Raw genomic sequence first — 23,844 nt, 5'->3', positions numbered from 1 at the left:
TCCGTGGCCTTGCTCGCCAATGACCACGAAAGAATGCCGATCAGACAGAGCCTGACGGGAACGACATGCCGGCCAGATTTCGGGCGTAGGCGGCGGCCTCGTGCGGGTTGACGTCGGCGGCGCGGATCAGATTGTCGAAATGCTGGGTCAGCGCCTGGACCGGCTGGGTGGCGTTCAGCACGACATACATGTCGCCGACATAGATGGCGGCGCGGTAGGGGCCGAAGATGGTGAGCGGGATCGAATAACGCATGCGGCCGTCATAGAGAAACAGCCGGAAAGTCGGATAAAGGTCGTCGAGCAATGTCGCCATATGGGCGAGCTGCTGCCGGCGGTCGGCCTCGGGAAAACGGTCCCACACGCCGAGCCCGCGTGCAAAGATCTCCAGCGTGTGGCGCGGCATGCAGACTTCCATGTCGGTTTCAGGGCGCCGGTTGTATTCGATGCGGTATTGCGTCTCGCTGGCCTGCGCCAGCCGGCTTCTGTTGGTGATGTTGGCCTCATAGTCGACCAGCGCGCGGGTCCGCAGCAGATCGGGAATGCCGGCGGGCACGTAGCGGATCTTGGTGCCCGCTGCCTCGGCGAACCATTTGGCGAGCAGCGTGCGGTCGAAACCATCGGGCGCTTCCTCGATCTCCAGGCTTTCGCGGATTTCGCCGGTGACGCCTTCGTCCTGGCTGAGGCCGAGCAGCCAGTCCAGCGACACTTTGAATTCGGCGGCGATATTGAGCAGCGTTTCGGCGCGCGGCAGACGCGTCGAGGCGCCCGACATCAGCTGCGACAGCGCCGAGCGGTCGATGCCGACTGCTGACGCGAAGGCCGACTGGTTGAGGTCGGAGCGTGTCAGGAGCAGCTTCAGACGTTCCCGGAAAATTGCCGACAGGTCGCGTTTGTCCATCGTCCGCTTCTCCGAATCTTGAGGAAAAATTTGCGCCGAAGCAGCCCGACGAGGTGTCCCAGGCGTAAATGAATCCCTAAGGTTGTTTACAATGTGTAACATGTGCGGTCAAAAATGCGCAATCGCAACATTTTGTATACTTTGTCGCGTTGAGTAGAATCGTTTCTCCTGACACTATGCTGTCAGGAACCAGTTTGGGGTTCCGGCGACTGAGGGACAGTGGTCGATAGCATGACAGGCAAGAGCATCAGGCGACGCAACGCACCGGCCATTGAATGGCCTACCGTGGTTCTCGCTATCTTCTGTTACGGAACATGGCTCGCCACCGGTTTCCTGCTCTGGCCATCCTATCCCATCCTGGCGCTCGCTCTCCTCGGCTTTATCCTGGCCTTGCAGTCGTCGATCATGCACGAAGTGCTGCATGGCCATCCGACGCGCAGCGCGCTGATCAACGAGGCCTTCGTCTTCCTGCCGATCGGTCTGGTCTGGCCATTCCGCCGCTTCAAGACGCTTCACCTGCGCCACCACGCCGACGAGCGGCTGACCGATCCGCTCGACGATCCCGAAAGCTACTACCAGGCGCTGTGGCAGCATGACGATTTGCCGCCGACGATGAAGTTCCTGCTCAAGATCAATAACACCATGGCCGGCCGTTTCTTCCTCGGCCCCTGGCTGTCCTGCGTCGGCTTCTTCATCGACGATTTCAAGCAGATGATGGCCGGTGACAAGCCGATCCGCAAGGCCTGGCTGCTGCATGCGGTCGGCCTCGCCATCGTGGCGCCGGTCGTGCAGTTCGGTTTCGGCATTCCGCTGTGGCTCTACATTCTGGCGCCGGTCTGGCTCGGCCAGTCGCTGATCGCGATCCGCACCTTTGCCGAGCATCAGTGGTCCGAACATCCGGAAGGCCGCACGGTGATCATCGAGCGTTCGCCGCTGTCGTTCCTGTTCCTCAACAACAATCTGCACTTCGTCCATCACAAGACGCCCACGGTGGCCTGGTACAAGCTGCCGAAACTGTTTCGCGAGCGCCGCGACGAATGGCTGCGGATGAACAATGGCTATGCCTATCCGAATTATTTCGCGCTGATCAAAGCCTATGCCTTCAAGGCGAAGGAGCCGATCGTGCACCCAGCGCTGCGGCGCGCGCCCGAGCACGGCCGGGCGTTCAAGCCGCGCATCCGCGCGCGCAACATCAATGGGCTCGGCACTGCGCCGGTGCCCGCCGAGCCGCCCAAGGAATAATTCGCGGCATCCCTCGGGTTCCGTGTCGGCCAATTCTGATCGGACGCCGCGTTTTTGCGATCCTTTTTCCAGACGTGATGATTTGATATCGGCATGAGTGAATCGATTGCGGCATTGCCCATGTATGACTGGCCCGAAATGCGCGGGGAGGTCGATGCGCAATGGGTGCAATTGCGCGATGCCTTCCGGCAAAAGGGCATCGACGCGCCGCTAACCATCGTGCGCCGCAATGGCGATCTGCCCCCGGTGCCGGGCGGCATATTCGATGCCCGGGGGGCCTTGATCGCGCCGGATCCTGCGACATTGCCGCCGGATGAACTCGACTATCACAAGCTCTGGCTGCATCCGGCGCTGCTGTTCGCACAGACCTGCTGGGGGCCGATGGAACTTGGCCTGTCCAGCCATGTGCAAGTGATCGGCCAGCCGAGCTATGACGCCTATGAAGGCGGGCAGGGCGAGCTCTATTCGAGCGCGCTGGTGATGCGGACAGGCGAGGGATCGGAAGTCCGCTCGCCCGCGGACGGTAAAGCTTTGCTGCCGGTCGACCTGCTCCGCGGTAAACGCTTCACCTTCAACAGCCTGGATTCGATGTCGGGCATGATCGGGCTAACGCGCGATCTGCAGGCGGCTGGCGAAAGCCTTGATATCTTTTCCTCGCGCAGCGAAAGCGGAGGTCATCGCGCTTCGATCGTCACCGTTGCCGAGGGCAGGGCGGATATCGCCGCGATCGACTGCGAAAGCTGGGCGCTGGCGCAGCGTTTCGAACCGGCGGCACGCAAGGTCGTGATCGTCGGCTGGACGGCACGGCGCAAGGGCCTGCCATTCATCACCGCCAGGACGACACCGGAAAAGACAGTCCGGGCAATGCGTGAAGCCCTTGCCAGCCTAGCCGAGCAGCCTCGCATCCAGCGGGTAGGTTGAAAGCTGCTCGTTGCCGGTCTCGGTGATCAGGATCTGCTCCTCGATCTTGACGCCCTCGCGCCCGCCAAGCCTGCCGATATAGCTTTCCACGCACAGCACCATCCCTGCTTCGAGCACGCCGTCCGGCGTATCCGGCGTCCAGTCGGTGGCATGCGGCAAGGTCGGGTATTCGTCGGCCAGGCCGACACCGTGATAGAGCACGCCATAGCGGGTCGGGAAGCAGTCTCCCGGCGGTACGGCCGAGCGCTCGACAAGGTCGCGGAACGAGATGCCCGGCTGCATCAATTGCGTGTTGTGTTTAATCTGGTCGGCGGCGATGCGGAATAGGTCGCGCTGCTCATTGGTCGGCTTGGCGTCGCCGCAAAGCCAGGTGCGCGACAGGTCGGCACAGAAGCCGTAGGGGCCGATCAGGTCGGTGTCGAAGGCGACGAGGTCGCCGGCTTCGATGATGCGCGACGAGCACTCCTGGAACCACGGATTGGTGCGCGGGCCTGAAGTCAGCAGCCGCGTCTCGATCCATTCGCCACCGCGCGCAATGTTGCCGCGGTGCAGTTCGGCCCACAATTCGTTCTCGGAGATGCCGGGTTTCAATGCCCGTTCCATCTCGCCCATCGCAGCCTCGCAGGCGACGATGGCGCGGCGCATGGCGAGGATTTCGTCCGGTGATTTGATCAGCCGGGCATTCTCCATCACCGCTTCGCCATTGCCGATGGAGATGCCGAGACGGGCGAGTTCCTCGACACCTTCCGGGTTGATGTGATCGACTGCGATGCGGCTGTTGCCGCCGCCATTTTCCCTGACCAGCTCGGCAATGCCGGCGGCCCAGCGGCGGACCTTTTGCTCCGTGAGTTCGCCGCCATAGAGATACATCCACGAGACCGCCGGCCGCACGTCGTCGACGACGCCGGAATGGTCGGACAGATGCTCGCAGGAGAAATAATCGAACAGCACCACAGGGCCTTCGGTGGCGACGAAACAATGCCGCGTCGGGTTGTGCGCCACCCACAGCTGCATGTTGGTCGAGTCGGTGGCGTAGCGGATGTTGACGGGGTCGTAGAGCAGGGCGCCGGCATAGCCGCGCCGCTTCAGCTCGGCACGGATGCGCTCCAGCCGGTATTCGCGCATCGCCCGAAGATCGGGGGCGGCAATGCCCGCCGCCGCCCATTCCACTTCAGCCCGCGCGCCATGGCCCAGCACATGCTGGTTGAGCGAAGCCGCTTTCTGGCGGGAGCCTTCGCGCAGCGCCTCGATCGAGCCGGGCTCGAACGGCATGATCTTGCGATGGCGACCGAAGCTGCCCTTTGGCGCCGCGCTGTCCATGGCTGAACCTCAGGTCCGCATCTTCTCGCCGCTCGGGTCGAAAGGCGCCTCGACATTGATGCGCGCCGGGCGACGGTGTCCGAGGATCTCGATCTCGAACAGGCCGGCACTTTCGTCCTCGGCAAGGGCTGCAGGAACGTAGCCCTGCGCCATCGACTTCTGGACGTAGTGGGCATAGCCGCCCGACGTCACCCAGCCGACCACGCGCCAGTCGCCATCGACGACGCCGCGCACGGCGGACGCGCCTTCGGCGGCCTTGGAGCCTCGCACTTCCTTACCCTTGTCGTCGAAGCGCGGCGCGCCGTAGCCATGCGGCTTTTCCACCGTGCCGTAATCCTTGCTGACCTTGGCCCAGATCGGCTCGTCGCCCATGACGTCGGCATCGGCGGCGTCGACGATGAAGGAGACGCGGCGCAGTTTCGGGCCTCCCGCCTGTTCCTTGGCAGCGGCCTCACGGCCGATGAAGTCGTTCTTCTCGAGCTTGATGAAGCGGTCCATCGAACCTTCGAACGGTCCGTAGATCGGCCGCAGCTCGCGGAACCAGGTCGGGAAGTTCTTTTCCAGGCGCATCGACAGCAGGGCGCGCATGCCGAAGTCGACCAGGCCGAACTCCTCGCCGGCATCCTTGATCGCCTTATAGACCAGGCGCTGGTAGGCCGGCGCCATCCAGATCTCGTAGCCGAGATCGCCGGTATAGGTGATGCGGTTGACCAGGCAGGGTGCGCCGCCGACCGCCATTTCGCGGAAATCCATGAAGCGGAAGGCCTTGGTCGAGATGTCGACATCGACCAGCTTCTGCAAGAGGTCTCGCGACTTTGGTCCGGCGATCGACAGCCCGACCAGCGTCTGGTCGAAGCGGTGAATGCGCACCGAACCATCCTTCGGCAAGTGCTTCTCGAACCAGCGCATGTGGTATTTCTGCGCGGCGGAGGACCCCCAGATCATGAAGCGGTCTTCGCCGGCCTTGGCGATGGTGAAGTCGCCGATCAGCTTGCCGAATTCGTTGATCATCGGAGTGAGCACGATGCGGCCGGTCTTCGGCATGCGATTGGTCATCAGCCGGTTGAGGAACTCTTCGGCGCCCGGTCCCGACACTTCGTATTTGGCGAAGTTGGCGATTTCGGTGACGCCGACGCGCTCGCGCGTGGCGCGCACTTCCTCGCCGATCGGGCCGAAATCGTTGGAGCGATGGAAGGAGACGATGTCTTTCGGCTCCTTGCCCTTCGGAGCGAACCAGAGCGGGGTTTCCAGACCCCAGGAGTCGCCCATGACGGCGTTGTTGGCGAGCATGGTGTCGTAGAGTGGGGTCGTCTGCGCCGGGCGTGCGGCCGGCAGTTCCTCATTGGGGAAGCGGATGGAGAAGCGGCGCGAGTAGTTTTCGCGCACCTTGGCGTTGGTGTAGCGCAGGCCGGCCCATTCGCCGAACCGGGCGACATCCATGCCCCAGACGTCGAAGCCCGGATCGCCATGCACCATCCAGTTGGACAGAGCGAGGCCGACGCCGCCGCCCTGGCTGAAGCCGGCCATGACCGCGCAGGCGCACCAGAAATTGGTCAGGCCCTGCACCGGGCCGACCAGCGGGTTGCCGTCGAGCGCGAAGGTGAAGGGGCCGTTGATGATCTGCTTGATGCCGGCCTTCTCGATGCCGGGGAAATGCTTGAAGCCGATCTCCAGCGACGGCGCGATGCGGTCGAGATCGGGCGGCAGCAGTTCATGGCCGAAATCCCACGGCGTGTTGACCGGCGACCATGGCTTGCAGGCCTTTTCATAGGTGCCGAGCAGGATGCCGTTGCGCTCCTGGCGGGTGTAGATCTCGCCCTTGAAGTCGAGCACGCCGATCATCTCCCGGCCGGTCGACTTGTTGAACTCCTCGACCTCCGGCATCGGCTCGGTGAGGAGGTACATGTGCTCCATGGCCAGCACGGGCAGCTCGACGCCGACCATGCGGCCGATCTCACGCGCCCACAGGCCGCCGCAATTGACGACATGCTCGGCGTGGACCGTGCCCTGTTCGGTGACGACGTTCCAGGTGCCGTCCGGCTGCTGCGTGAGATCAACGACGCGATTGCGCAGCACGATCTCGGCGCCGAGCTTCTTGGCCGCCTTGGAGTAGGCGATGGTGGTGCCGGACGGATCGAGATGGCCTTCGACCGGATCCCACATGGCGCCGACGAAGTTCTTCTCGTCCATCAGCGGAAACATTGCCTTGGCTTCGGACGGCGTGATCAGTTCGGTGTCCATGCCGAGATAGCGGCCCTTGGCGTGGGCAAGGCGCAGGAAGTCCATGCGCTCGGGCGTATCGGCCATCATCACGCCGCCGGTCAGATGCAACGAACAGGACTGGCCCGAGATTTCCTCAATCTCCTTATAGAGCTGCACGGTGTAGGCCTGCAGCTTGGCGACGTTGGGGTCACCATTCAGCGTGTGGAAACCGCCGGCCGCGTGCCAGGACGAGCCGGAGGTCAGTTCCGAGCGCTCGATCAGCATGATGTCGGTCCAGCCGGCCTTGGCCAGGTGATAGAGCACCGAGCAGCCGACGACGCCGCCGCCGATGACAACCGCTTTTACATGGGATTTCATGAAGATAGGTCCGTTTTTGCGTAAATTGAATCAGAGGTTACGGTTGCAGGCGACGCCCGCCGAGCACAATCAAAAATCGGTCGGCGCGCCGCCTTCGGCCGTGCGCTTCTGGACGAAGTCGTTGAGTTCCTCGCGGATCGCCGGATCCATGTAGGGCTCTTCATAGGATGCCAGCCGCTCCTTCCAGACCTTGTTGGCCTTCTCCATCGCCGTCGGCGAGCCGGCTTCCGCCCAGGTCTCGAAATTGCGCCAGTCGGAAATGATCGGCGAGTAGAAGGCGGTCTTGTAGCGGTCCTGCGTATGCTGGGTGCCGAAGAAATGGCCGCCGGGGCCGACCGACTGGATGGCGTCGAAGCCGAGCGCCTCTTCGGACAGGTCGAGCGGTGTGACGAATTCGGCCACCATCTGCAACAGGTCGATGTCCAGAATGGTCTTTTCGTAGGAACAGCGCAGGCCGCCCTCGAGCCAGCCGGCGGCGTGCATCATCAGATTGCCGCCGCCCTGGATGGCGCCCCACAGCGAGAACACGCTCTCATAGGCCGCCTGCGCGTCGACCGTGTTGGCGGCGCAGGTGTTGGAGGTGCGGTAGGGTATGTTGTAGCGGCGGGCAAGCTGGCCGCCGACAAGCTGCGCCTTCATGTATTCGGGCGTGCCGAAGGCCGGTGAGCCGGACTTCATGTCGACATTGGAGGTGAAGCCGCCATAGGCGACCGGTGCGCCCTTGCGCACCATCTGGGCAAAGGCGATGCCCGACAGCGCCTCGGCATTCTGCTGCACCAGCGCGCCGGCGATGGTGACCGGCGCCATGGCGCCCGACAGCGTGAAGGGCGTGACGACGACGACCTGGCCCTTGCTCGACATCTGGATGATGCCTTCCATCATCGGCACGTCGAGCTTGAGCGGCGAATTGGTATTGATGATGGTGAAGACGGACGGCTCTTCCAGCAATTGCTCATGGCTGATGCCGCGCGCGATCCTGGCGATCTCGATGCCGTCGACATTGCGCTCCTTGCCGAGCGAATAGATGTGGAACACCTTGTCGGTCAGCGTGGCGAGGTCGCGAATGCATTCGAGGTGGCGGACCGACGGATGGATATCGGTCGGCTCGACCGGATAGCCGCCGGTGCAGTTCAGGATGTTGTGCATCTGCGCCAGGCGCAGGAAATTGCGGTAGTCGGCCTGGTTGCCCGGCCGGCGGCCGCCGTCGATGTCGGAGCAGTTGGGCGCCGAGGCCATCATCGAGATGATCAGATTGTTGCCGCCGAAGCGGACGTTATGCGCGGGATTGCGGGCATGGATGGTGAATTCCGACGGGCAGTGCGAGATGAGTTCGAGGATCATGTCGCTGTCGAAGCGCACGCGCTCCGAGCCTTCGCGCACATCGGCGCCATGCGCCTTCATGATGCGGCGGGCTTCGTCGTGCAGAACGTCGACGCCGATCTCCCTGAGCACGCGCAAGGAGGCGAGGTGGATCGATTCCAGCTCGTCGTCCGACACCAGCCTGGTCGGCGCCAGCGGGTTTTTCAACTGACGGAAAGCCGGCTGCTCGAAGGCGGCCGAGCCTCCGGCGCGCTTTCCGGCGCGGCCGCCACGGCGGGCACGGTCGGGCGCCAGAGCCGGTTCTAGGGGGTTTAGGGCGGCGGTCATGATGGTCCTCGTAGGATGCGAATAGCGGGCGGCATAATGGACCGGCGGCCCGCCGGCCATTGCGGAGGCGGCGACCACTAGGGCGAGGGAAGCGACATGCCTGGACGGCAGCCGCGTGGCTGTGACCCGCCTTGGCCAGATCGGGACACCGGCAGGCGCCTGAACGCAGCCGATGGGAAGGATGTCGGTGCGTTACAATACTGTCTTTTACTCCTGACATACTTGTGCGTTGAACAATTTTTGGAGGGACAGCCATGCCTGACGTCGTCAAAGTGCGTGCCGCGACAAACAACGAGGTCGCGTTCCTTTCCTGGGATCTTGAGGGAATGATCCCGGGTTGCCTCGGTTTCGAGATCGTTCGCCTCTATCCCGACACCGGCGAGGAGCGCTGCCTGGCATCCTGGGTGCCGTTCAAAGGGCAACGCAATCCGAGATGGATTCCGCAGGACACCGGGGTCTGGCCGGTGCAGAAGACATTCTGGCGCGATCTTACCGTGCGGCGCCGGCGCGACAGCATCGACGTCAGGCCTGACGGTGAAATGATCGCCTACCGGGTGCGCCCGGTCGGCGACATGAAGCCAGGCCTCGATGCAGTGCCGGTGCGCCCTGATCAGGTCGTCGACGGCAAACCCGCCTACACCGGCCCGGCGCGCCCGCTCGGTTATCTCGGCAAGGGCGCGGTCAGTCCGCCGATCTATCTGGGTCAGATGTTCGGCAAGGCGCGCGTTGCCTTCACCAATGGTGTGCTGTCGACGCAATGGATGTCGCACGCGCTGCAAGAAGCCGGGATCAAGGTCGGCGACATTCCAGGAATTCAGAAAGAACTGAAACGCCGCGACAGCAAAATCCGCGCGTATCTGCATGGCGATGTACCTGACGTGCTGACCAGCCTGCTGACACGGGCGAGGACTGAGGGCGGCACGGTCCGTCTCGCGCTTTATGAGCTCGGCGATGACGAATTGTGCGACGCGCTCATCGACGCCAAGAACTGCATCGAGGTCATTTTGTCGAACTCGGCGAAGGATGCTGACACCAAGCGCTGGGATGGAGGCAACAAGCCCCTTCGCGATCGTCTGCACGATGAGGGCGTCGTGGTGACCGATCGGATGTTCAACAACAACCATATCGGCCACAACAAATTCGCTGTCTATCGTGATCCGCAGGGTGTGCCCGAGGCAGTGTTGACCGGCAGCACCAACTGGACCACGACAGGCATCTGCAGCCAGTCGAACAATGCCTTCATCCGCGAAGATTCCGACATGGCCGCAGTGTATAACGCCTATTGGGAACGCATGAAGGCCGATGTGCTCCCGCCGCTGCCGAGCACGGACGCCCCTGGGCACGCGGTGCAGACGCAGGGCGTGCCGTTCCGCACGGAAAACCACGTGCCAAACCCATTGAACGGCGCCACCGTGCCGATCGATGGTGTTACAGTGTGGTTTTCGCCGAATGACCCGCAGCACAACAAGAAGACACTCGCCGTTCGTCCCGTCGACCTGACGGATGTGTTCACACGTATGCAGGCTGCCAAACAAGCGATATTTTTCCTCGTCTTCAATCCGGCGCAAAAGGGCGAGAATTCGATCGTGAACGAAGCCAAGTTGGCAGGCTTGGCGAACAAGGCGCTGATCGTGCAAGGCGTGATCAGCGAAGCGGCGGCCATGCCGAACTACGTTGCCTCGACCAGGGATCCGGTTACGAAGAAATCGAACAAAGACGGCCAATCCCCTTTTGTCTATCCGGACAATGTCGCCGATGCGCCGAACATGTCGATTGTCCGGGCGGCCAATCTGACCAAGGGCACAATCGCCGGCGATTTCGAAGCCGAGGCGTTAAGGGCGGGTTTTGCTATCGTGCACGACAAGATTGTGGTTATCGACCCTATGGGCGACCACCCAACCGTCATCACGGGCAGCCACAATCTTGGCTACAAGGCGTCCTACGAGAATGACGAGAACATGGTGATCGTCGAAGGCGACAAGACGTTCACCGCAGCCTATGCCGTGCATGTCCTCGATATCTTCGATCACTACAAATTCCGCGCGTGGCGCCGCAAGATCGGCAAGCCATCCAAGGACTACGGGATCGACACAGACGACCACTGGCTGGTGCCCTACGCAAACGGCAAGAAGGGCGCGCTTGCCCATTATTTTCCGTAGCACTGCCGGCCCGGGCGGCAACCGCCATTCAGCTCCAGCGAAGGCGAAGCGGGACGCAGTGGGCTGCGCTCGCCGGCGTCACCGCGGCACTCGCCATGTTCGGCGCCGCGCAAGGGCTGAGCTCGCCGCTGTTCACGCTTCTTGATGCAGAAGCAAGGTATCGTCGGCCCGCCGGGCGCCGGCCTCTTGATGCAAGGGATCGGTCCGCTGGGTCTGCCCGTGGTGATCTTCGGTCTCGATGCGGTCCTGGTGGTCTTGTACCGCTCCTCGCAATGCCGAGCCTCCTGACATGGATCTGGCTGGAGCAAACGCTTTCCGCCGGCGGGGCTTACCGCTGTCTGGCCGAACCGTTAATCCTGCCGCACCAACGGTAGGACCATGGCCGCGGCGGATTCGAAAACTGGCGAAGGAACGCAATGGGCGGCGATCACCGGCGTGATCGCGACCGTCTCGGTGTTCGCCATCGCGCAGGGGCTGTCCTATCCGCTGCTGAGCTTCATCCTGCAGCGCCAGGGCGTCTCGCCGGCGATGATCGGCCTGTCGGCGGCGATGACGCCGATCGGTTTCATCGTCTCGTCGCCGCTGATCCCTGGGCTGGCGCGGCGGTTCGGGGCAGGGCGCACGGCGCTCACTTGCGCCGCGCTCTCGGCTATGGTGCTGGCGCTGATCGGCTGGACGCAGAATGTCTATCTGTGGTTTCCGCTGCGCTTCCTGATCGGCGTGGTGACCAACCCGCTCTATGTCTTGAGCGAAATCTGGGTGATTGCCCTGGCGCCGCCGGCCAGGCGTGGGCGCATTATGGGCGTCTATTCGACGATCATTTCGGCCGGCTTCGCGGCCGGGCCACTCTGCTTGCTTGCCGTCGGTACGCAGGGATGGCCGCCCTTCCTCGTCGGCATCGGCGCCTTCGTGCTGTGCGGCATCTGCCTGGCGTCGGTGCTGCCGCGCCTGCCCAAGGTGGACGAGGCCGGGCATCGGGTTTCCGTCCTGGGCTTCGTGCCGATGGCGTGGCTGCTTCTGTTCGCGGTCATCGTGGCCGCGGGTTTCGAACAGGGGGCACTGGCCTTGCTGCCGGTCTATGGCATCCATCACGGCATCGCGGAAGTCCGCATGTCGGCGCTGCTGTCGATCATGATCGCCGGCAACATCGCCATGCAGGTGCCGCTCGGCCTGCTGGCGGAGAGGCTGACCGCCTCGCTGGTTCGGCTTGCCTGTGTGTCCTTGACGGTGCTCGGATGCATGTTGCTGCCGCTTCTCATCGAAACGCCGTTGATTTGGCCGATGATCTTCGTCTGGGGCGCGGTCTCTTACGGCATCTATACGATGTCGATCATCGAGCTCGGCGAGCGCTTCACTGGCTCGACGCTGGTCGCCGGCAACGCCGCCTTTTCCCTGATGTGGGGCGTCGGCGGCATAGCCGTGCCGCCGCTGGCCGGCACCGCCATGGACTTGCTTGGCGCAAGAGGCCTGCCGATCACGCTTGGCCTCATGAGCCTGGTCCTGGCGGTCGCGAGCGTCGCCGGTCGCGGGAAGGCCTGAATCCTCTGCCGGGATACCGCGGCTATTGAATATCGGACGCGGCATGTCGATGTTGCATGCCGAAGAATGCCTATTGGAGATTCCATGACCAAGCCCATCGCCAAGCCAGAAGCCGGTACCGCCGATCCCTTCCTCTGGCTGGAGGACAGAACCAGCAAACAGTCGCTCGACTGGGTGCATAGCCAGAACGAAATCACGACAGGCCAATTGCAGGGCGATCCGTCCTATCAGGCGTCGTTCCAGACGGCGCTCGACCTGATGACGGCCGAGGACAATATCGCCGTCGGCGCGGCAATCGCCGGCCATGTCTACAATTTCTGGCAGGACAAGACCAATGCGCTCGGCCTGTGGCGCCGCACGACGGTCGCTTCCTACAAGACCGAGAAGCCGGTCTGGGAAACCATCATCGACTTCGACCAGCTTGCGGCGAAGGAGGGGATAAAATGGGTGTTCAGCGGCGCCAGCCGGCTCTATCCGGACTTCAGCCGCTGCCTGCTGTCGATGTCGCCGGATGGCGGTGACGCCAGCGAGATGCGCGAATTCGACATCGAAACCAGATCGTTCATCGAGGGCGGATTCCGTGCGCCGGCTTCCAAGTCGGGTTTCGGCTGGCTGGACAAGGACACGGTCATCGTCTCGGCGGCGTTCGAGGAAGCTGACAAGACCGAGTCCGGCTACCCGCGCGTGATCAAGCTCTGGAAGCGCGGCACGGCGCTGGAAGAGGCGACGCCGATCTTCGAAGCGCAGAAAGACGATCTCGCCGCCGGCGCCGGTGTCGAGTTCGACGGCGAGAAGCGTCACGTGTTCCTGGCACGGGCTATCAATTTCTTCGCGTCGCACAGTTTCCTGCATCTCCCGTCCGGCGAAAACAGGCACATTCCGCTGCCCGACGACGCCACCGACACATCGCTTTTCAAGGACCAGCTGGTGTTCGGGGTGCGCACGCCGTGGACGGCGCCGGACGGCACGGTGTGCCAACCGGACGGGCTCTATTCGCTCGATTTCGCCCACTGGATCGAAACCGGCAGTTTCGGCGCCATCGAAACCTTGCTGGCGCCGGCGCATCGCGTGTCCATCGCCGGGCTCGCCAGAACGCAGGACCGGCTGTTCATCAGCCTGATGGACAATGTGCGCGGCAAGGTTCTCGTCTGCGAGCGCAGGGATGGCGCCTGGTCGATGAAGCCGGTTGCACTGCCCGAGAACGGCACTGTCGGCATCAGCCATGCCGAGCATTTCGGATCGAGCGTGTCCTTCTCCTTCACGGATTTCCTGACGCCGAGCTCGATCATCTGGTCGGATGATGATGGCGAGACGCTGGAGACGGTCAAGTCGCAGCCGGCGCGCTTCGATGCCGCGCCGCTGATCTCGGAGCAGTTCGAGGCGCGCTCGAAGGATGGCACGATGATCCCGTATTTCGTCGTTAGGCGGCGCGACCAGAAGGGGCCGGTGCCGACGCTGCTCTACGGCTATGGCGGCTTCGAAGTGCCGCTCTTGCCCGGCTATGCCGGCGTGCGCGGCAGGCTGTGGCTGGAGCAGGGCAATGCCTATGTGCAGGCCTGCATCCGTGGCGGCGGCGAGTTCGGTCCGGCCTGGCATCAGGCGGCGCTGAAAGGCAATCGCCAGAATGGTTTTGACGATTTCGCCGCAGTGGCTGAGGACGTCGTCAGGCGCGGCATCGCGACGGCAAGCTCGCTCGGCATCCAGGGCGGCTCGAATGGCGGCCTGCTGACCGGCGTTTCGCTCACGCAGCGCCCGGATTTGTTCGGCGCAGTCATCATCGAGGTGCCGCTGCTCGACATGCTGCGCTACACCGAATTGCCGCCTGGCGCCTCTTGGATGGCCGAATATGGCGATCCGTCGAAGCCGGAAGATGCAAAATGGCTGTCCGCCTATTCGCCCTACCAGCACGTCAAGGCGGCTGCCGCCTATCCGCCGGTCCTTCTGACCACCTCGACCGCCGATGACCGCGTCCATCCCGGCCATGCGCGCAAGATGGCGGCCCGCCTGCAGGAGGCCGGCCACGCCGGGACGCTGTTCTTCGAGGAAACCGAAGGCGGGCATGGCGGACGTGGCGACCGCCGGCCGCAGGCGGCGCAGACGGCGATGAAATATGTCTTCCTGCAGCGGGCGCTGAGCGCCAAGGCTTAGAATCCGTCATGGGCCAGGCAAAGGGTGGTTCACCTCGGCCAGCCTTTGCTCTAAGGTGCCCGCCATGGCTCCTGCTATGACCTTTGTCTGCACGTTCGGGGTCGCGGTGACACCGTCACCGCGCACGCTGCGCGCGGAGCTTTTGCGGCTGTGCGCCCGCATCGGTTATTCACCGCCCGCCAGCCTCTGATGCATTCGCCCCGGCGCCTGCCGGACTGAATCCAGAGGAAAGATCGAGACATGACCTATCAGAATTATTCGCTGAAGCAGCTTCAGCAGATCGACGCCGCGCATCATCTCCATCCCTTCACCGACCACAAGGAATTGCGTGAGGCCGGTTCGCGCATCATCACCCACGCCAATGGCCCGTTCATCTACGATTCCGAAGGGGCCGAGCTGCTGGACGGTATGGCCGGCCTGTGGTGCGTGAACATCGGCTATGGCCGCGACGAACTGGCCGAGGCCGCCTATGCGCAGATGAAGGAACTGCCTTACTACAATTCCTTCTTCAAATGCTCGACGCCGACGCCGGTGCTGTTGTCCAAGAAGCTGGCCGAGATCGCGCCGAAGAACGTCAACCAGGTATTCTACGGCTCCTCCGGCTCGGAAGCCAACGACACCGCATTGCGTCTTGTCCGCCACTACTGGGTTATCGAGGGCAAGCCCGAGAAGAACCGCGTCATCTCGCGCAAGATGGCCTATCACGGCTCGACCATCGCCGGCACCTCGCTCGGCGGCATGGACGCCATGCACAAGCAGCTCAACGGGGCCGTGCCCAACATCGTGCATGTGATGATGCCCTATGCCTATGAACTGGCGCTGCCGGGCGAAAGCGACCATGACTTCGGCCTGCGCGCGGCCAAATCGGTCGAGGATGCCATCCTCGAAGCCGGTGCCGACAAGGTCGCGGCCTTCATCGGCGAGCCGGTGATGGGCGCGGGCGGCGTCAAGATCCCGCCGGCGAGCTACTGGCCGGAAGTGCAGCGCATCTGCCGCAAATACGATGTGCTTTTGATGCTGGACGAGGTCATCACCGGCTATGGCCGCACCGGCGAATGGTTCGCGGCCCAGACCTTCGGTATCGAACCAGACACCATCACCACGGCCAAGGCACTGACCTCGGGCTACCAGCCGCTGTCGGCGCTGCTGGTCGGCGACCGCATCACCTCGACGCTGGTCGAGAAGGGCGGCGAGTTCAACCACGGCTACACCTATTCCGGCCACCCCGTGGCCTGCGCCGTGGCCTTGAAGAACCTCGAGATCATCGAGCAGGAAGGCCTGGTCGACCGCGTCAGGAACGACACCGGGCCTTATTTCGCCAAGGCCCTGCAGGAGCGCATCGCCGGGCATGACCTGGTCGGCGAGGTGCGTTCGATCGGGCTGATGGGCGCGATCGAGATCGTCAAGGACAAGGCGACCAAGGAGCGGTTCCTGCCGTCAGGAAGTGCCGCGGTGACGGTGCGCGACCATGCGATCGCCAACGGCATGATGCTGCGCGCAACCGGCGACACGATGATCCTGTCGCCGCCGCTGATCTGGACCCGCGACACGATCGACATGGCCTGCGAGCGGATCAGCAAGGCGCTGGATCTGGCACAGGCCGACCTGCGCAAGCGGTAGGGCGATCCTCGACCGGGCGCTTCTTCAAGGGAACGCCCGGTCTCGAGAAACATCCTGCCTCGATGGGGAACAAACTTCATCCTCCGCGCGTAGTGTGTCGGACAGCGGCTATCCGGCCGCGACAAGGGGTTCATTTCCATGAGAAAAACCGGCAAGAGCCGACGCGCGCAAGAAGCGGCCAGCATCGGCGCTGACCTGATGCTGGCGCCGATGGTGGCGATGATGCGCTTGCCGCTGATGGCTATGGACGCCGGCAGCAGCCTGCCCTGGGGCACCGAAACCGTGCGTGCGGTGAACGAGAAGACCGCGGCAATCGCCGAGGGCGCGTTCGCGGCGCAAATGTCCTTCCTGCAATCGGCGTCACGCTTCTGGCCGGAACTCCTTTCCGGTCGCACGCCGTCGCTGTTCAACGGTGTCGCGGCGGAACGGTCGATCAGCGCCGGGCTGAAGCCGGCCAGCCGCGCTGTGAAGGCGAATTTTCGCCGGCTGTCGTCAAAGGCTTGAAATAGACCCTGCCGAACTTTGATTTTGCCCATTGTCGAGATCATGGGCTAGAACCAATCGGTATGCGCACCGATGGGGAGACATCATGGCCGGACAACCGCTTAACCAGCCGGCTGAGATCCCGGCCGAGCTCGACCGCTGGAACTGGGGCGCCTTCTTCCTCAACTGGATCTGGGGCATCGGCAACAGCACTTTCATCGCGCTGCTGGCACTGATCCCGGTCGTCAACCTCATCATGATCTTCGTGCTCGGCGCACGCGGCAGCCGCTGGGCTTGGCAGAACCGGGCCTGGCGCGACGCCGAGCAGTTCCGCAAGACGCAGCGCAACTGGGCAATCGCCGGCCTTGCTGTCTGGGTGCTCAGCATCGGGGGCTGTGCGACGGCGGTCGGCAGCATCCCCTTCATGTTCAAAGGCAGTGACGCCTACCACATGACCATGGACGCCGTGCGTTCCGATGCCCGCGTCAAGGCTGCCATCGGCGACGACGTGATCGACAATTTCTGGGTCGGCGGCCATCTCAACGTCAGCGCGAATGGCACGGGCGACGCCCAGTTCAGCATTCCCGTCCACGGCGCCAAGGGCAAAGCCACCGTGTTTTCCCATCTGGTCCGCAATGCCGGGACGTGGAGCATCCGCCTGCTCGTGGTCAGAGTTGATGGAGTGGACGCACCGATCGTGCTGACCAACGAAGATCATGTGCCAATCCCGAACGCGGCGATCGGAATATAGACATGAGCCTGGGGTGAGCGCGGCAGAAATGCAAAAACCGCGCTCCATCGGGAACGCGGCTTTGCCAGATACGCATGGCGTTTCGCTACGCAAACACTTGGCGAAACTTACGGGCTCCGGTACGCGAGACCTGATCCGGAGCGCCGGGCGGATGCGATATGTCCGCCTCGCAGTCCGTTTTATAGGGACATCGTTACCGCAGAGTTATCGAGAGCTTAAGCAAATCTAAATTTGCGGTTCTTCTGCCGGTCTGATCCGGAAAAAAATCCATCAAATCCGTTGGTTACGCTGGGTTACCCCTGAGAAAATTAATTATGCCGGAGAAATCGGCACCGCCATGCCCCTGGGCGTTGAACAGGGCGTAGAGCTGTGCCGCCTCCGCGCCAAGCGGGGTCACCGCGCCCGCGCTCTGTGCGGCTTCCTGGGACAATTTCAGGTCTTTCAGCATAAGGGCAGCGGCGAAGCCCGGTCTGTAGTCCCTGTTGGCGGGCGAAGTGGGCACCGGGCCGGGCACCGGGCAGTAGGTGGTCAAGGACCAGCATTGGCCCGAAGAGGTCGAGGCGACGTCGAACAGCGCCTGATGCGACAGGCCGAGCTTTTCGGCCAGCACGAAGGCCTCGGCGACGCCGATCATCGAAATGCCGAGGATCATGTTGTTGCAGATCTTGGCCGCCTGGCCGGCACCGTCGCCGCCGCAATGGACGACGCGCCCGGCCATCGGCTTCAGGACCGGCTCGGCTGCAGCGAAGGCATCGTTGGAGCCGCCGGCCATGAAGGTCAGCGTGCCGGCCGCCGCACCGCCGGTGCCGCCCGAGACGGGCGCGTCGATGGAGAGCAGGCCGTGTTTGGCGGCTATCGCATGCGCCTTGCGCGCCGATTCGACGTCGATCGTCGAGGAATCGATGAACAGCGCGCCTTTTTTCGCCCCGGGCGCGATGTCCTCATAAACCAACAGCACGTGCTTGCCGGCAGGGAGCATGGTGATCACCACATCGGCGTCTTTCACCGCGTCCAAGGCATTCGCCATGATCGTCACGCCATGTTCTTTTGCCACTGTCAGGTTTTCCGGCACCAGGTCGAAACCGTTCACCACATGCCCAGCCTTGACCAGATTGGCGGCCATCGGGTTGCCCATATTGCCGAGGCCGATGAAAGCGATTGTGGTCATAGCGACGCTCCGTGATTGGGGTAGGGCAGTAGGCAGTAGGCAGTAGGCAGTAGGCAGTAGGCAGTAGGCAGTAGGCAGTAGGCAGTAGGCAGTAGGCAGTAGGCAGTAGGCACTCTACTCGGGGGTAAGTTTAATAATGAGTTGGCGAAGCATTTTTCCCAGCCCCTCGGTCGCAAGCAGTATCTGATGAGCTTGATCATGCGTGGCGAGGCCAATGCGTTCAGCGATCTGGAGATGTGTCTCGAACTCCTTCAGCGAACCCTGAGCAATCCGGAGAAATTGCTTATAGGAGCCTCTGTTGTCCCGGCCATAACCTTCCGCGATATTTGCAGGGATAGAGGTTGCCGAGCGGCGGATCTGGCTGGTCAGACCGTACAATTCCTCTTTCGGCCATGTCTTGGTCAAGGAGTAGGTGGTGACGGCCAGATCCATCGCCTGCTGCCACACGATAAGATCCTTGTACGAATTGATCTTGCCGATCATCTCTTTGCCTACTGCCTACTGCCTACTGCCTACTGCCTACTGCCTACTGCCTACTGCCTATCGTCCGATCAAGGCACGCGCGATGATGACGCGCATGATCTCGTTGGTGCCTTCGAGGATCTGGTGCACCCTGAGGTCGCGCACCAGTTTCTCGATGCCGTAATCGTGCAGATAGCCGTAGCCGCCGAGCAGTTGCAGCGCATTGTTGGCGACGTTGAAGCCGGTGTCGGTGACGAAGCGCTTGGCCATGGCCGACCATTTGCCGGCGTCCGGCGCCTTGCGGTCGAGCTTGGAGGCGGCGGCATAGAGGAAGATGCGGGCTGCCTGCAACTCGGTCTCCATGTCCGCCAGCCTGAACTGCAGCGCCTGGAACTGGTTGATCTTCGAGCCGAAGGCCTTGCGTTCGGCCGTGTAGGACAGCGCCTTGTCGAGCGCCGACTGGGCGCCGCCCAGCGAACAGGCGGCGATGTTCAGCCGGCCGCCATCGAGCCCGGCCATGGCGATGCCGAAGCCGGCGCCTTCACCCGACAAGAGGTTTTCCGCCGGCACCTTGCAGTCCTCGAAGATGACCTGACGGGTCGACTGCATGTGCCAGCCCATCTTGTGCTCGTTGGCGCCGAAGGAGAGGCCGGGCGCATCTTTCGGTACCACAATGGTGGAAATGCCTTTAGGCCCGTCGGCGCCAGTGCGCACCATGACGGCATAGACGTCGCTGTCGCCGGCGCCCGAGATGAATTGCTTGGCGCCGTTGAGGACATAATCGCCGCCGCTCTTCACCGCGCGCGTCTTGAGCGCCGCGGCATCCGACCCCGAGCCCGGCTCGGTCAGGCAATAGCTGGCCAGCCATTCCATCGAGGTCAGCTTCGGCAGGAAGCGCTGGCGCTGCTCGTCGTTGCCGAAGCGGTCGATCATCGACGCCACCATGTTGTGGATCGAGATGAAGGACGAAAAGCCCGGATCAGCATGCGACAGCGCTTCGAAGATCAGCACGGCGTCGAGGCGGCCGAGGGCGGAGCCGCCGACATCGTCCCTGACATAGATGCCGCCGAGGCCGAGCGGCCCGGTCTCGCGGATCACATCGGCCGGGAAATGCTTCCTGCGATCCCAGTCGAGCGCATTCGGCGCGACACGGTCGGCGGCGAAGGCCTGCGCCATCTCCTGGATGGCGCGCTGTTCCTCGTTGAGTTCGAACTGGCTGGTGCTCGCATCGACCGCGGCGTCCATGGCGTTCTCTCCCTATATGCCAGCTAGCCCGCTGGCCTGTCGTTTTTGGCTTTGCGCGCGCATCAATCTAGACCAATGATGCCGCCGCGCAACCCGACCCGCTGCGGAGCGGCTGTGCACCAATGCATGTCCGGAGCGAGATGTGACGACAAAATTCGATGAACTGCTTCGGCAATTCCACACCTATCTCGCTTGCGTGGACGACGCCCTGGTGCGCGACGCCGTGGCCCGCATCGGCTGGGACATGCCGGCACGCGCGCTGGAGCCGCATGGGATCAGCTGCGTGCGCCATCTCGACCGCGCCTCTGAACTGGCGCCACCTGCAGCGAAACCGTTGGTGCAATGGCTGGCGGAGCATCGCAACGGATTGCGCTGGGGGCAGACCTACGCGGAAGCGGATTTCGGCAAGGCCTTCATCGACAATTACGGCTGGCTGGAAGTGTTCGGCACGCGCGGTCATTTCGCTAATAACGAGGTTGCCGCCGGTCTGCTGATCCTCGGGCCAGACATTGTCTATCCCGACCATCATCACGTCGCCGAGGAGATCTACATTCCGCTGACCGGCGACACGGAATGGCGCATGGGCGAGGGCGGTTTTCGCGTGCGGGAGGCGGGCGACGTCGTCCACCACGCCTCGAATGTCAACCACGCCATGCGAACCGGCAACGAACCGCTTTTGGCGCTCTACATCTGGCGCGGCGGGCCGCTGGCGCAGAAATCAAAGATCACCGGAACCGCGATGCAGGGCCGAAGCTGATGGCCAGGGCGATCATGCTGCAAGGCACGGGTTCGGATGTCGGCAAGACAGTGCTGGTCGCCGGCCTCTGCCGCGCCGCGAAGAAGCGCGGGCTCAAGGTGCGGCCGTTCAAGCCGCAAAACATGTCGAACAACGCCGCGGTCGCCGACATTCCCGGTGACAACAGCAACAGCGGCGGCGAGATCGGCCGTGCGCAATGGCTGCAGGCGATCGCTTGCGGCGTTGCGCCGTCGGTTCACATGAACCCGGTGCTGCTCAAGCCGCAGACCGATGTCGGCGCGCAGGTCATCGTGCAGGGCAAGGTGTTCGGCGAGGCGCGCGCGCGCGACTATCAGGCGCTCAAGGGTCAGTTGATGGATGCCGTGCTCGACTCCTGGGGCAAGGTCGGCGAGGGCGCCGATCTGGTCATCGTCGAGGGTGCCGGTTCGCCGGCCGAAATCAACCTCAGAAGCCGCGATATCGCCAATATGGGTTTTGCCACCCGTGCCGATGTGCCGGTGGTGCTGGTCGGCGACATCGATCGCGGTGGTGTCATCGCCTCGGTCGCCGGCACGCATCTGATCCTGCCGGAAGAGGACCGGCGCATGATCGTCGGCTACCTCATCAACAAGTTCCGCGGCGATGTTTCGCTGTTCGATGACGGCATCAAGGCGATCAAGAAGTTCACCGGCTGGCGCTGCTTTGGCGTCGTGCCGTGGCTCAAGGCGGCGGCACGGCTGCCTTCAGAGGATTCGGTCGTGCTGGAGCGACTGGCATCCGGCGAGGCGAGGGCGCTTAAAATAGCGGTGCCGATGCTTGGCCGCATCGCCAATTTCGACGATCTCGATCCGCTCAAGGCCGAACCGCAGGTCGAGGTGGTGTTCGTGCCGCCCGGGAAACCGCTGCCCGCCGATGCCGGGCTGGTGGTCATTCCCGGCTCCAAATCGACGATCGGCGATCTCATAAGATTCCGCGAGAATGGCTGGGACCGCGATCTTGCCGCACATCGCAAGCGCGGCGGCCATGTCGTCGGCGTTTGCGGCGGCTTTCAGATGCTTGGCCGCAGGGTGCGCGATCCCGAGGGGATCGAAGGTAGCGTCACCGAGGCCGAAGGGCTTGGCCTGCTCGATATCGAAACGGTGATGGAGCCGAAGAAGACGGTGCGCAATGTCAGCGCCCGCTCGGTGCAATTCGACCTGCCGCTCGAAGGCTACGAAATCCATCTCGGCCGCACCACCGGCCCTGACACGATGCGACCGTCGGTGATCATCAATGGCGTTGCGGACGGTGCGATCTCGGCCGACGGGAAAGTCATCGGCACCTATATGCACGGCCTGTTCGGCGCCGACGCCTTTCGCGGAAAATTCCTCGAGAGCCTTGGCATCAAGGGCGGCGGCATCGACTACCGCGCCGAAGTCGAGCGGGCACTGGACGACGTCGCGACCGAGTTGGAGAGCCACCTCGACTGTGACGCGATTTTCGGGTTGGCCAGGTAGACCGGCCTACGCTTTCTCGCTTGCCTTCGGCCAGTAAGTGCCGAACGACCAGACGCCGCCTTCCGGATCGTGGCAGATGAATTCGCGGCTGCCATAGTCGCGGTCTGTCAGTTCCTGGATGATCGTCGCGCCGGCTTTCTCGGCCCTGGCATAGGCGGCATCGGCGTCGTCGACGGCGACATAGATCGACTTGCCGCCGCCGGTACCGGGTTCGCCGACCATCTTGCCGTAATCGTCGTCGCGTGCGCTGCCCAGCATGATCATCGAGGCGCCGAAGACCAATTCGGCATGGTGCACGACATCGCCTTCGCCATAGCGGGCACGGACGCTGAAGCCCAAGGCTTCACAGAGCCAGTCGATCATTTTCGCCGCGTTTTTGTAACGCACTGCAGGGTAGAGACGCGGGGCTTCGGTGGCGGTGGGCATGGGAACCTCCTGATCTGGGTTGGTCGATAACCCACTCTGTTCGATGGCCGGTCTAGCGTCTTGAAGAAATGTTACCTGACCGAGAGCGCTGTCGGCGTCTCACCGGCAAGGTCGCGGAACTCGCGCACCATGTGCGCCTGGTCGGCATAGCCGCAATCGGCGGCGATGCCAGCCCAATCGGCGGTATGCTGCCGTGACAGGCCGAGCGCCCGGTTGAAGCGGACGATGCGCGACAATGTCTTCGGGCCGATACCGATCGCATCGGAAAAACTGCCGGCGAGATGCTTTCGGCTACAGCCCAGTTTTTCGGCGATCGATGCAATGCGGGTCCGTCCGCCGGAGGCGACGATGCGGTCATAAGCCCAGGCGATTTGCAGTGGCGTTTCGGCGGCGCGCTCAAGCCGGGCGGTGACGAAGGCTTCTGCCAGGTCGAAACGCGATGCCCAGTCCGGCGCATTGCCAAGCTGTTCGCGCAGCGCCATCCCCTCGGCGCCCAGCACGTCGTCGAGGGCGACCATGCTGTCGGCCAGTTCGCTCATCGGCAAGCGGAAGAAACGACGCGCTCCAAGCGGTGTGAAATTGACCTGGACGCAGCAGGCGCCGCCGAAGGATTCGATCATCACAGGCCCGGCAAAAAGCCCCGCGGCGAAACTGGCGAAACGGTCATTGTCGCCGGGCGCCTTGCCCAGGCCGATGGCGAAGGGCTCGGCGAAACTGATCACCAGCGGCACGGTCAGCGAAGCATATTCGACATTGCAGAAGTGGCCTGCCGCTGTTTCGCGATAGCCGCAAAGGTCGGTGACGATGCCTTCGAGCGCAGGATCGGCAAGGCGCCGGCGCATCTCGAAGCGTCCCGCGATGGAGCGGTCCTGTTCCTTCCGGCGCTGCATCTCGATCGGCATCGGCCATCCTTCCGCCGGGACAAATCTATCAGCCGTAGGCCGGAATCGAAAGCGCCCGGCTTTTGGCCGGGCGCTCTCTGTCCCCACTTCAAGGGAAACTC

20 protein-coding genes are annotated in these 23,844 nt (G+C 63.2%); 11 read left to right on the top strand and 9 right to left on the bottom strand.

Features of this window, described 5'->3' with window-relative positions; genetic code table 11:
• Positions 1–40: 40 nt before the first annotated feature.
• A complete protein-coding gene (locus tag ACWGS8_RS07285) occupies positions 41–898 on the bottom strand; it encodes a helix-turn-helix domain-containing protein (RefSeq protein ID WP_454580286.1) in 858 nt (285 codons plus the stop codon).
• Between the two features lie 231 nt (positions 899–1,129).
• On the opposite strand from ACWGS8_RS07285, the gene ACWGS8_RS07280 reads away from it, so the two are divergent.
• Both ACWGS8_RS07280 and ACWGS8_RS07275 read left to right on the top strand, forming a co-directional pair.
• Positions 1,130–2,140: a fatty acid desaturase gene (locus ACWGS8_RS07280; RefSeq protein ID WP_454580285.1), complete on the top strand. Its 1,011-nt coding sequence runs from the start codon at positions 1,130–1,132 to the stop codon at positions 2,138–2,140.
• Positions 2,141–2,233: 93 nt separating this feature from the next.
• Positions 2,234–3,061, top strand: coding sequence for a phosphate/phosphite/phosphonate ABC transporter substrate-binding protein (locus ACWGS8_RS07275; protein WP_454580284.1), 828 nt, complete (start codon positions 2,234–2,236; stop codon positions 3,059–3,061).
• On the opposite strand, the gene ACWGS8_RS07270 is transcribed toward ACWGS8_RS07275, so the two are convergent.
• The 3 genes from ACWGS8_RS07270 to ACWGS8_RS07260 form a co-directional block, all read right to left on the bottom strand.
• Positions 3,026–4,381 carry a M24 family metallopeptidase gene (locus ACWGS8_RS07270; RefSeq protein ID WP_454580283.1) on the bottom strand — a complete coding sequence of 452 codons (1,356 nt, stop codon included), beginning with the start codon at positions 4,379–4,381 and terminating at the stop codon, positions 3,026–3,028. The genes ACWGS8_RS07275 and ACWGS8_RS07270 overlap by 36 nt on opposite strands.
• A gap of 9 nt (positions 4,382–4,390) precedes the next feature.
• On the bottom strand, positions 4,391–6,961 hold the full coding sequence (locus ACWGS8_RS07265; RefSeq protein WP_454580282.1) for a GcvT family protein: 2,571 nt from the start codon (positions 6,959–6,961) through the stop codon (positions 4,391–4,393).
• Positions 6,962–7,030: 69 nt separating this feature from the next.
• Positions 7,031–8,608: a trimethylamine methyltransferase family protein gene (locus tag ACWGS8_RS07260; protein WP_454580281.1), complete on the bottom strand. Its 1,578-nt coding sequence runs from the start codon at positions 8,606–8,608 to the stop codon at positions 7,031–7,033.
• Positions 8,609–8,862: 254 nt separating this feature from the next.
• Here ACWGS8_RS07260 and ACWGS8_RS07255 point away from each other — a divergent pair, with 254 nt between their 5' ends.
• From ACWGS8_RS07255 to ACWGS8_RS07225, 7 genes are all read left to right on the top strand, one after another.
• Entirely contained in the window at positions 8,863–10,767 is a 1,905-nt protein-coding gene (locus ACWGS8_RS07255) for a phospholipase D-like domain-containing protein (protein WP_454580280.1), read from the top strand.
• Between the two features lie 378 nt (positions 10,768–11,145).
• Complete coding sequence (locus ACWGS8_RS07250) at positions 11,146–12,306, top strand: MFS transporter (RefSeq protein ID WP_454580279.1); 1,161 nt, start codon at positions 11,146–11,148, stop codon at positions 12,304–12,306.
• An 84-nt stretch (positions 12,307–12,390) separates the two neighbouring features.
• Positions 12,391–14,454 (top strand): prolyl oligopeptidase family serine peptidase, encoded by a 2,064-nt coding sequence (locus ACWGS8_RS07245; RefSeq protein ID WP_454580278.1) that lies wholly within the window; start codon positions 12,391–12,393, stop codon positions 14,452–14,454.
• A gap of 64 nt (positions 14,455–14,518) precedes the next feature.
• Positions 14,519–14,644, top strand: coding sequence for a capsid protein (locus tag ACWGS8_RS07240; RefSeq protein ID WP_081293941.1), 126 nt, complete (start codon positions 14,519–14,521; stop codon positions 14,642–14,644).
• 50 nt (positions 14,645–14,694) lie between these two features.
• Positions 14,695–16,074, top strand: coding sequence for an aspartate aminotransferase family protein (locus tag ACWGS8_RS07235; RefSeq protein ID WP_454580277.1), 1,380 nt, complete (start codon positions 14,695–14,697; stop codon positions 16,072–16,074).
• 138 nt (positions 16,075–16,212) lie between these two features.
• Positions 16,213–16,578: a hypothetical protein gene (locus tag ACWGS8_RS07230; protein ID WP_454580276.1), complete on the top strand. Its 366-nt coding sequence runs from the start codon at positions 16,213–16,215 to the stop codon at positions 16,576–16,578.
• A gap of 85 nt (positions 16,579–16,663) precedes the next feature.
• Positions 16,664–17,308, top strand: coding sequence for a cytochrome c oxidase assembly factor Coa1 family protein (locus ACWGS8_RS07225; protein WP_454580275.1), 645 nt, complete (start codon positions 16,664–16,666; stop codon positions 17,306–17,308).
• Positions 17,309–17,591: 283 nt separating this feature from the next.
• Here the strand turns inward: ACWGS8_RS07225 and mmsB are convergent, their stop codons facing one another.
• The 3 genes from mmsB to ACWGS8_RS07210 all read right to left on the bottom strand — a co-directional run bounded on the left by mmsB (position 17,592) and on the right by ACWGS8_RS07210 (position 20,183).
• Positions 17,592–18,476, bottom strand: a complete 885-nt coding sequence (gene mmsB / locus ACWGS8_RS07220; RefSeq protein WP_454580274.1) for a 3-hydroxyisobutyrate dehydrogenase — start codon at positions 18,474–18,476, stop codon at positions 17,592–17,594.
• A 114-nt stretch (positions 18,477–18,590) separates the two neighbouring features.
• Entirely contained in the window at positions 18,591–18,959 is a 369-nt protein-coding gene (locus ACWGS8_RS07215; RefSeq protein WP_454580273.1) for a four helix bundle protein, read from the bottom strand.
• A 57-nt stretch (positions 18,960–19,016) separates the two neighbouring features.
• Positions 19,017–20,183, bottom strand: coding sequence for an isobutyryl-CoA dehydrogenase (locus ACWGS8_RS07210; RefSeq protein WP_010909986.1), 1,167 nt, complete (start codon positions 20,181–20,183; stop codon positions 19,017–19,019).
• A gap of 142 nt (positions 20,184–20,325) precedes the next feature.
• Here ACWGS8_RS07210 and ACWGS8_RS07205 point away from each other — a divergent pair, with 142 nt between their 5' ends.
• Both ACWGS8_RS07205 and ACWGS8_RS07200 read left to right on the top strand, forming a co-directional pair.
• Positions 20,326–20,940 (top strand): dimethylsulfonioproprionate lyase family protein, encoded by a 615-nt coding sequence (locus ACWGS8_RS07205; RefSeq protein WP_454580272.1) that lies wholly within the window; start codon positions 20,326–20,328, stop codon positions 20,938–20,940.
• A complete protein-coding gene (locus ACWGS8_RS07200; RefSeq protein ID WP_454580271.1) occupies positions 20,940–22,415 on the top strand; it encodes a cobyric acid synthase in 1,476 nt (491 codons plus the stop codon). Before ACWGS8_RS07205 ends, ACWGS8_RS07200 begins: the two co-directional genes overlap by 1 nt.
• Before the next feature lie 6 nt (positions 22,416–22,421).
• Here ACWGS8_RS07200 and ACWGS8_RS07195 read toward each other — a convergent pair whose 3' ends face one another.
• Together ACWGS8_RS07195 and ACWGS8_RS07190 are read right to left on the bottom strand one after the other, a co-directional pair.
• Complete coding sequence (locus ACWGS8_RS07195) at positions 22,422–22,841, bottom strand: VOC family protein (protein WP_454580270.1); 420 nt, start codon at positions 22,839–22,841, stop codon at positions 22,422–22,424.
• A gap of 71 nt (positions 22,842–22,912) precedes the next feature.
• Positions 22,913–23,743, bottom strand: coding sequence for a helix-turn-helix domain-containing protein (locus ACWGS8_RS07190; protein ID WP_454580269.1), 831 nt, complete (start codon positions 23,741–23,743; stop codon positions 22,913–22,915).
• Positions 23,744–23,844 lie beyond the last annotated feature (101 nt).

This window comes from Mesorhizobium sp. 43Arga, assembly GCF_053714255.1.
Note: the sequence above shows the minus strand (reverse complement) of the source record. Positions and strands in the feature narration are given on the sequence as shown.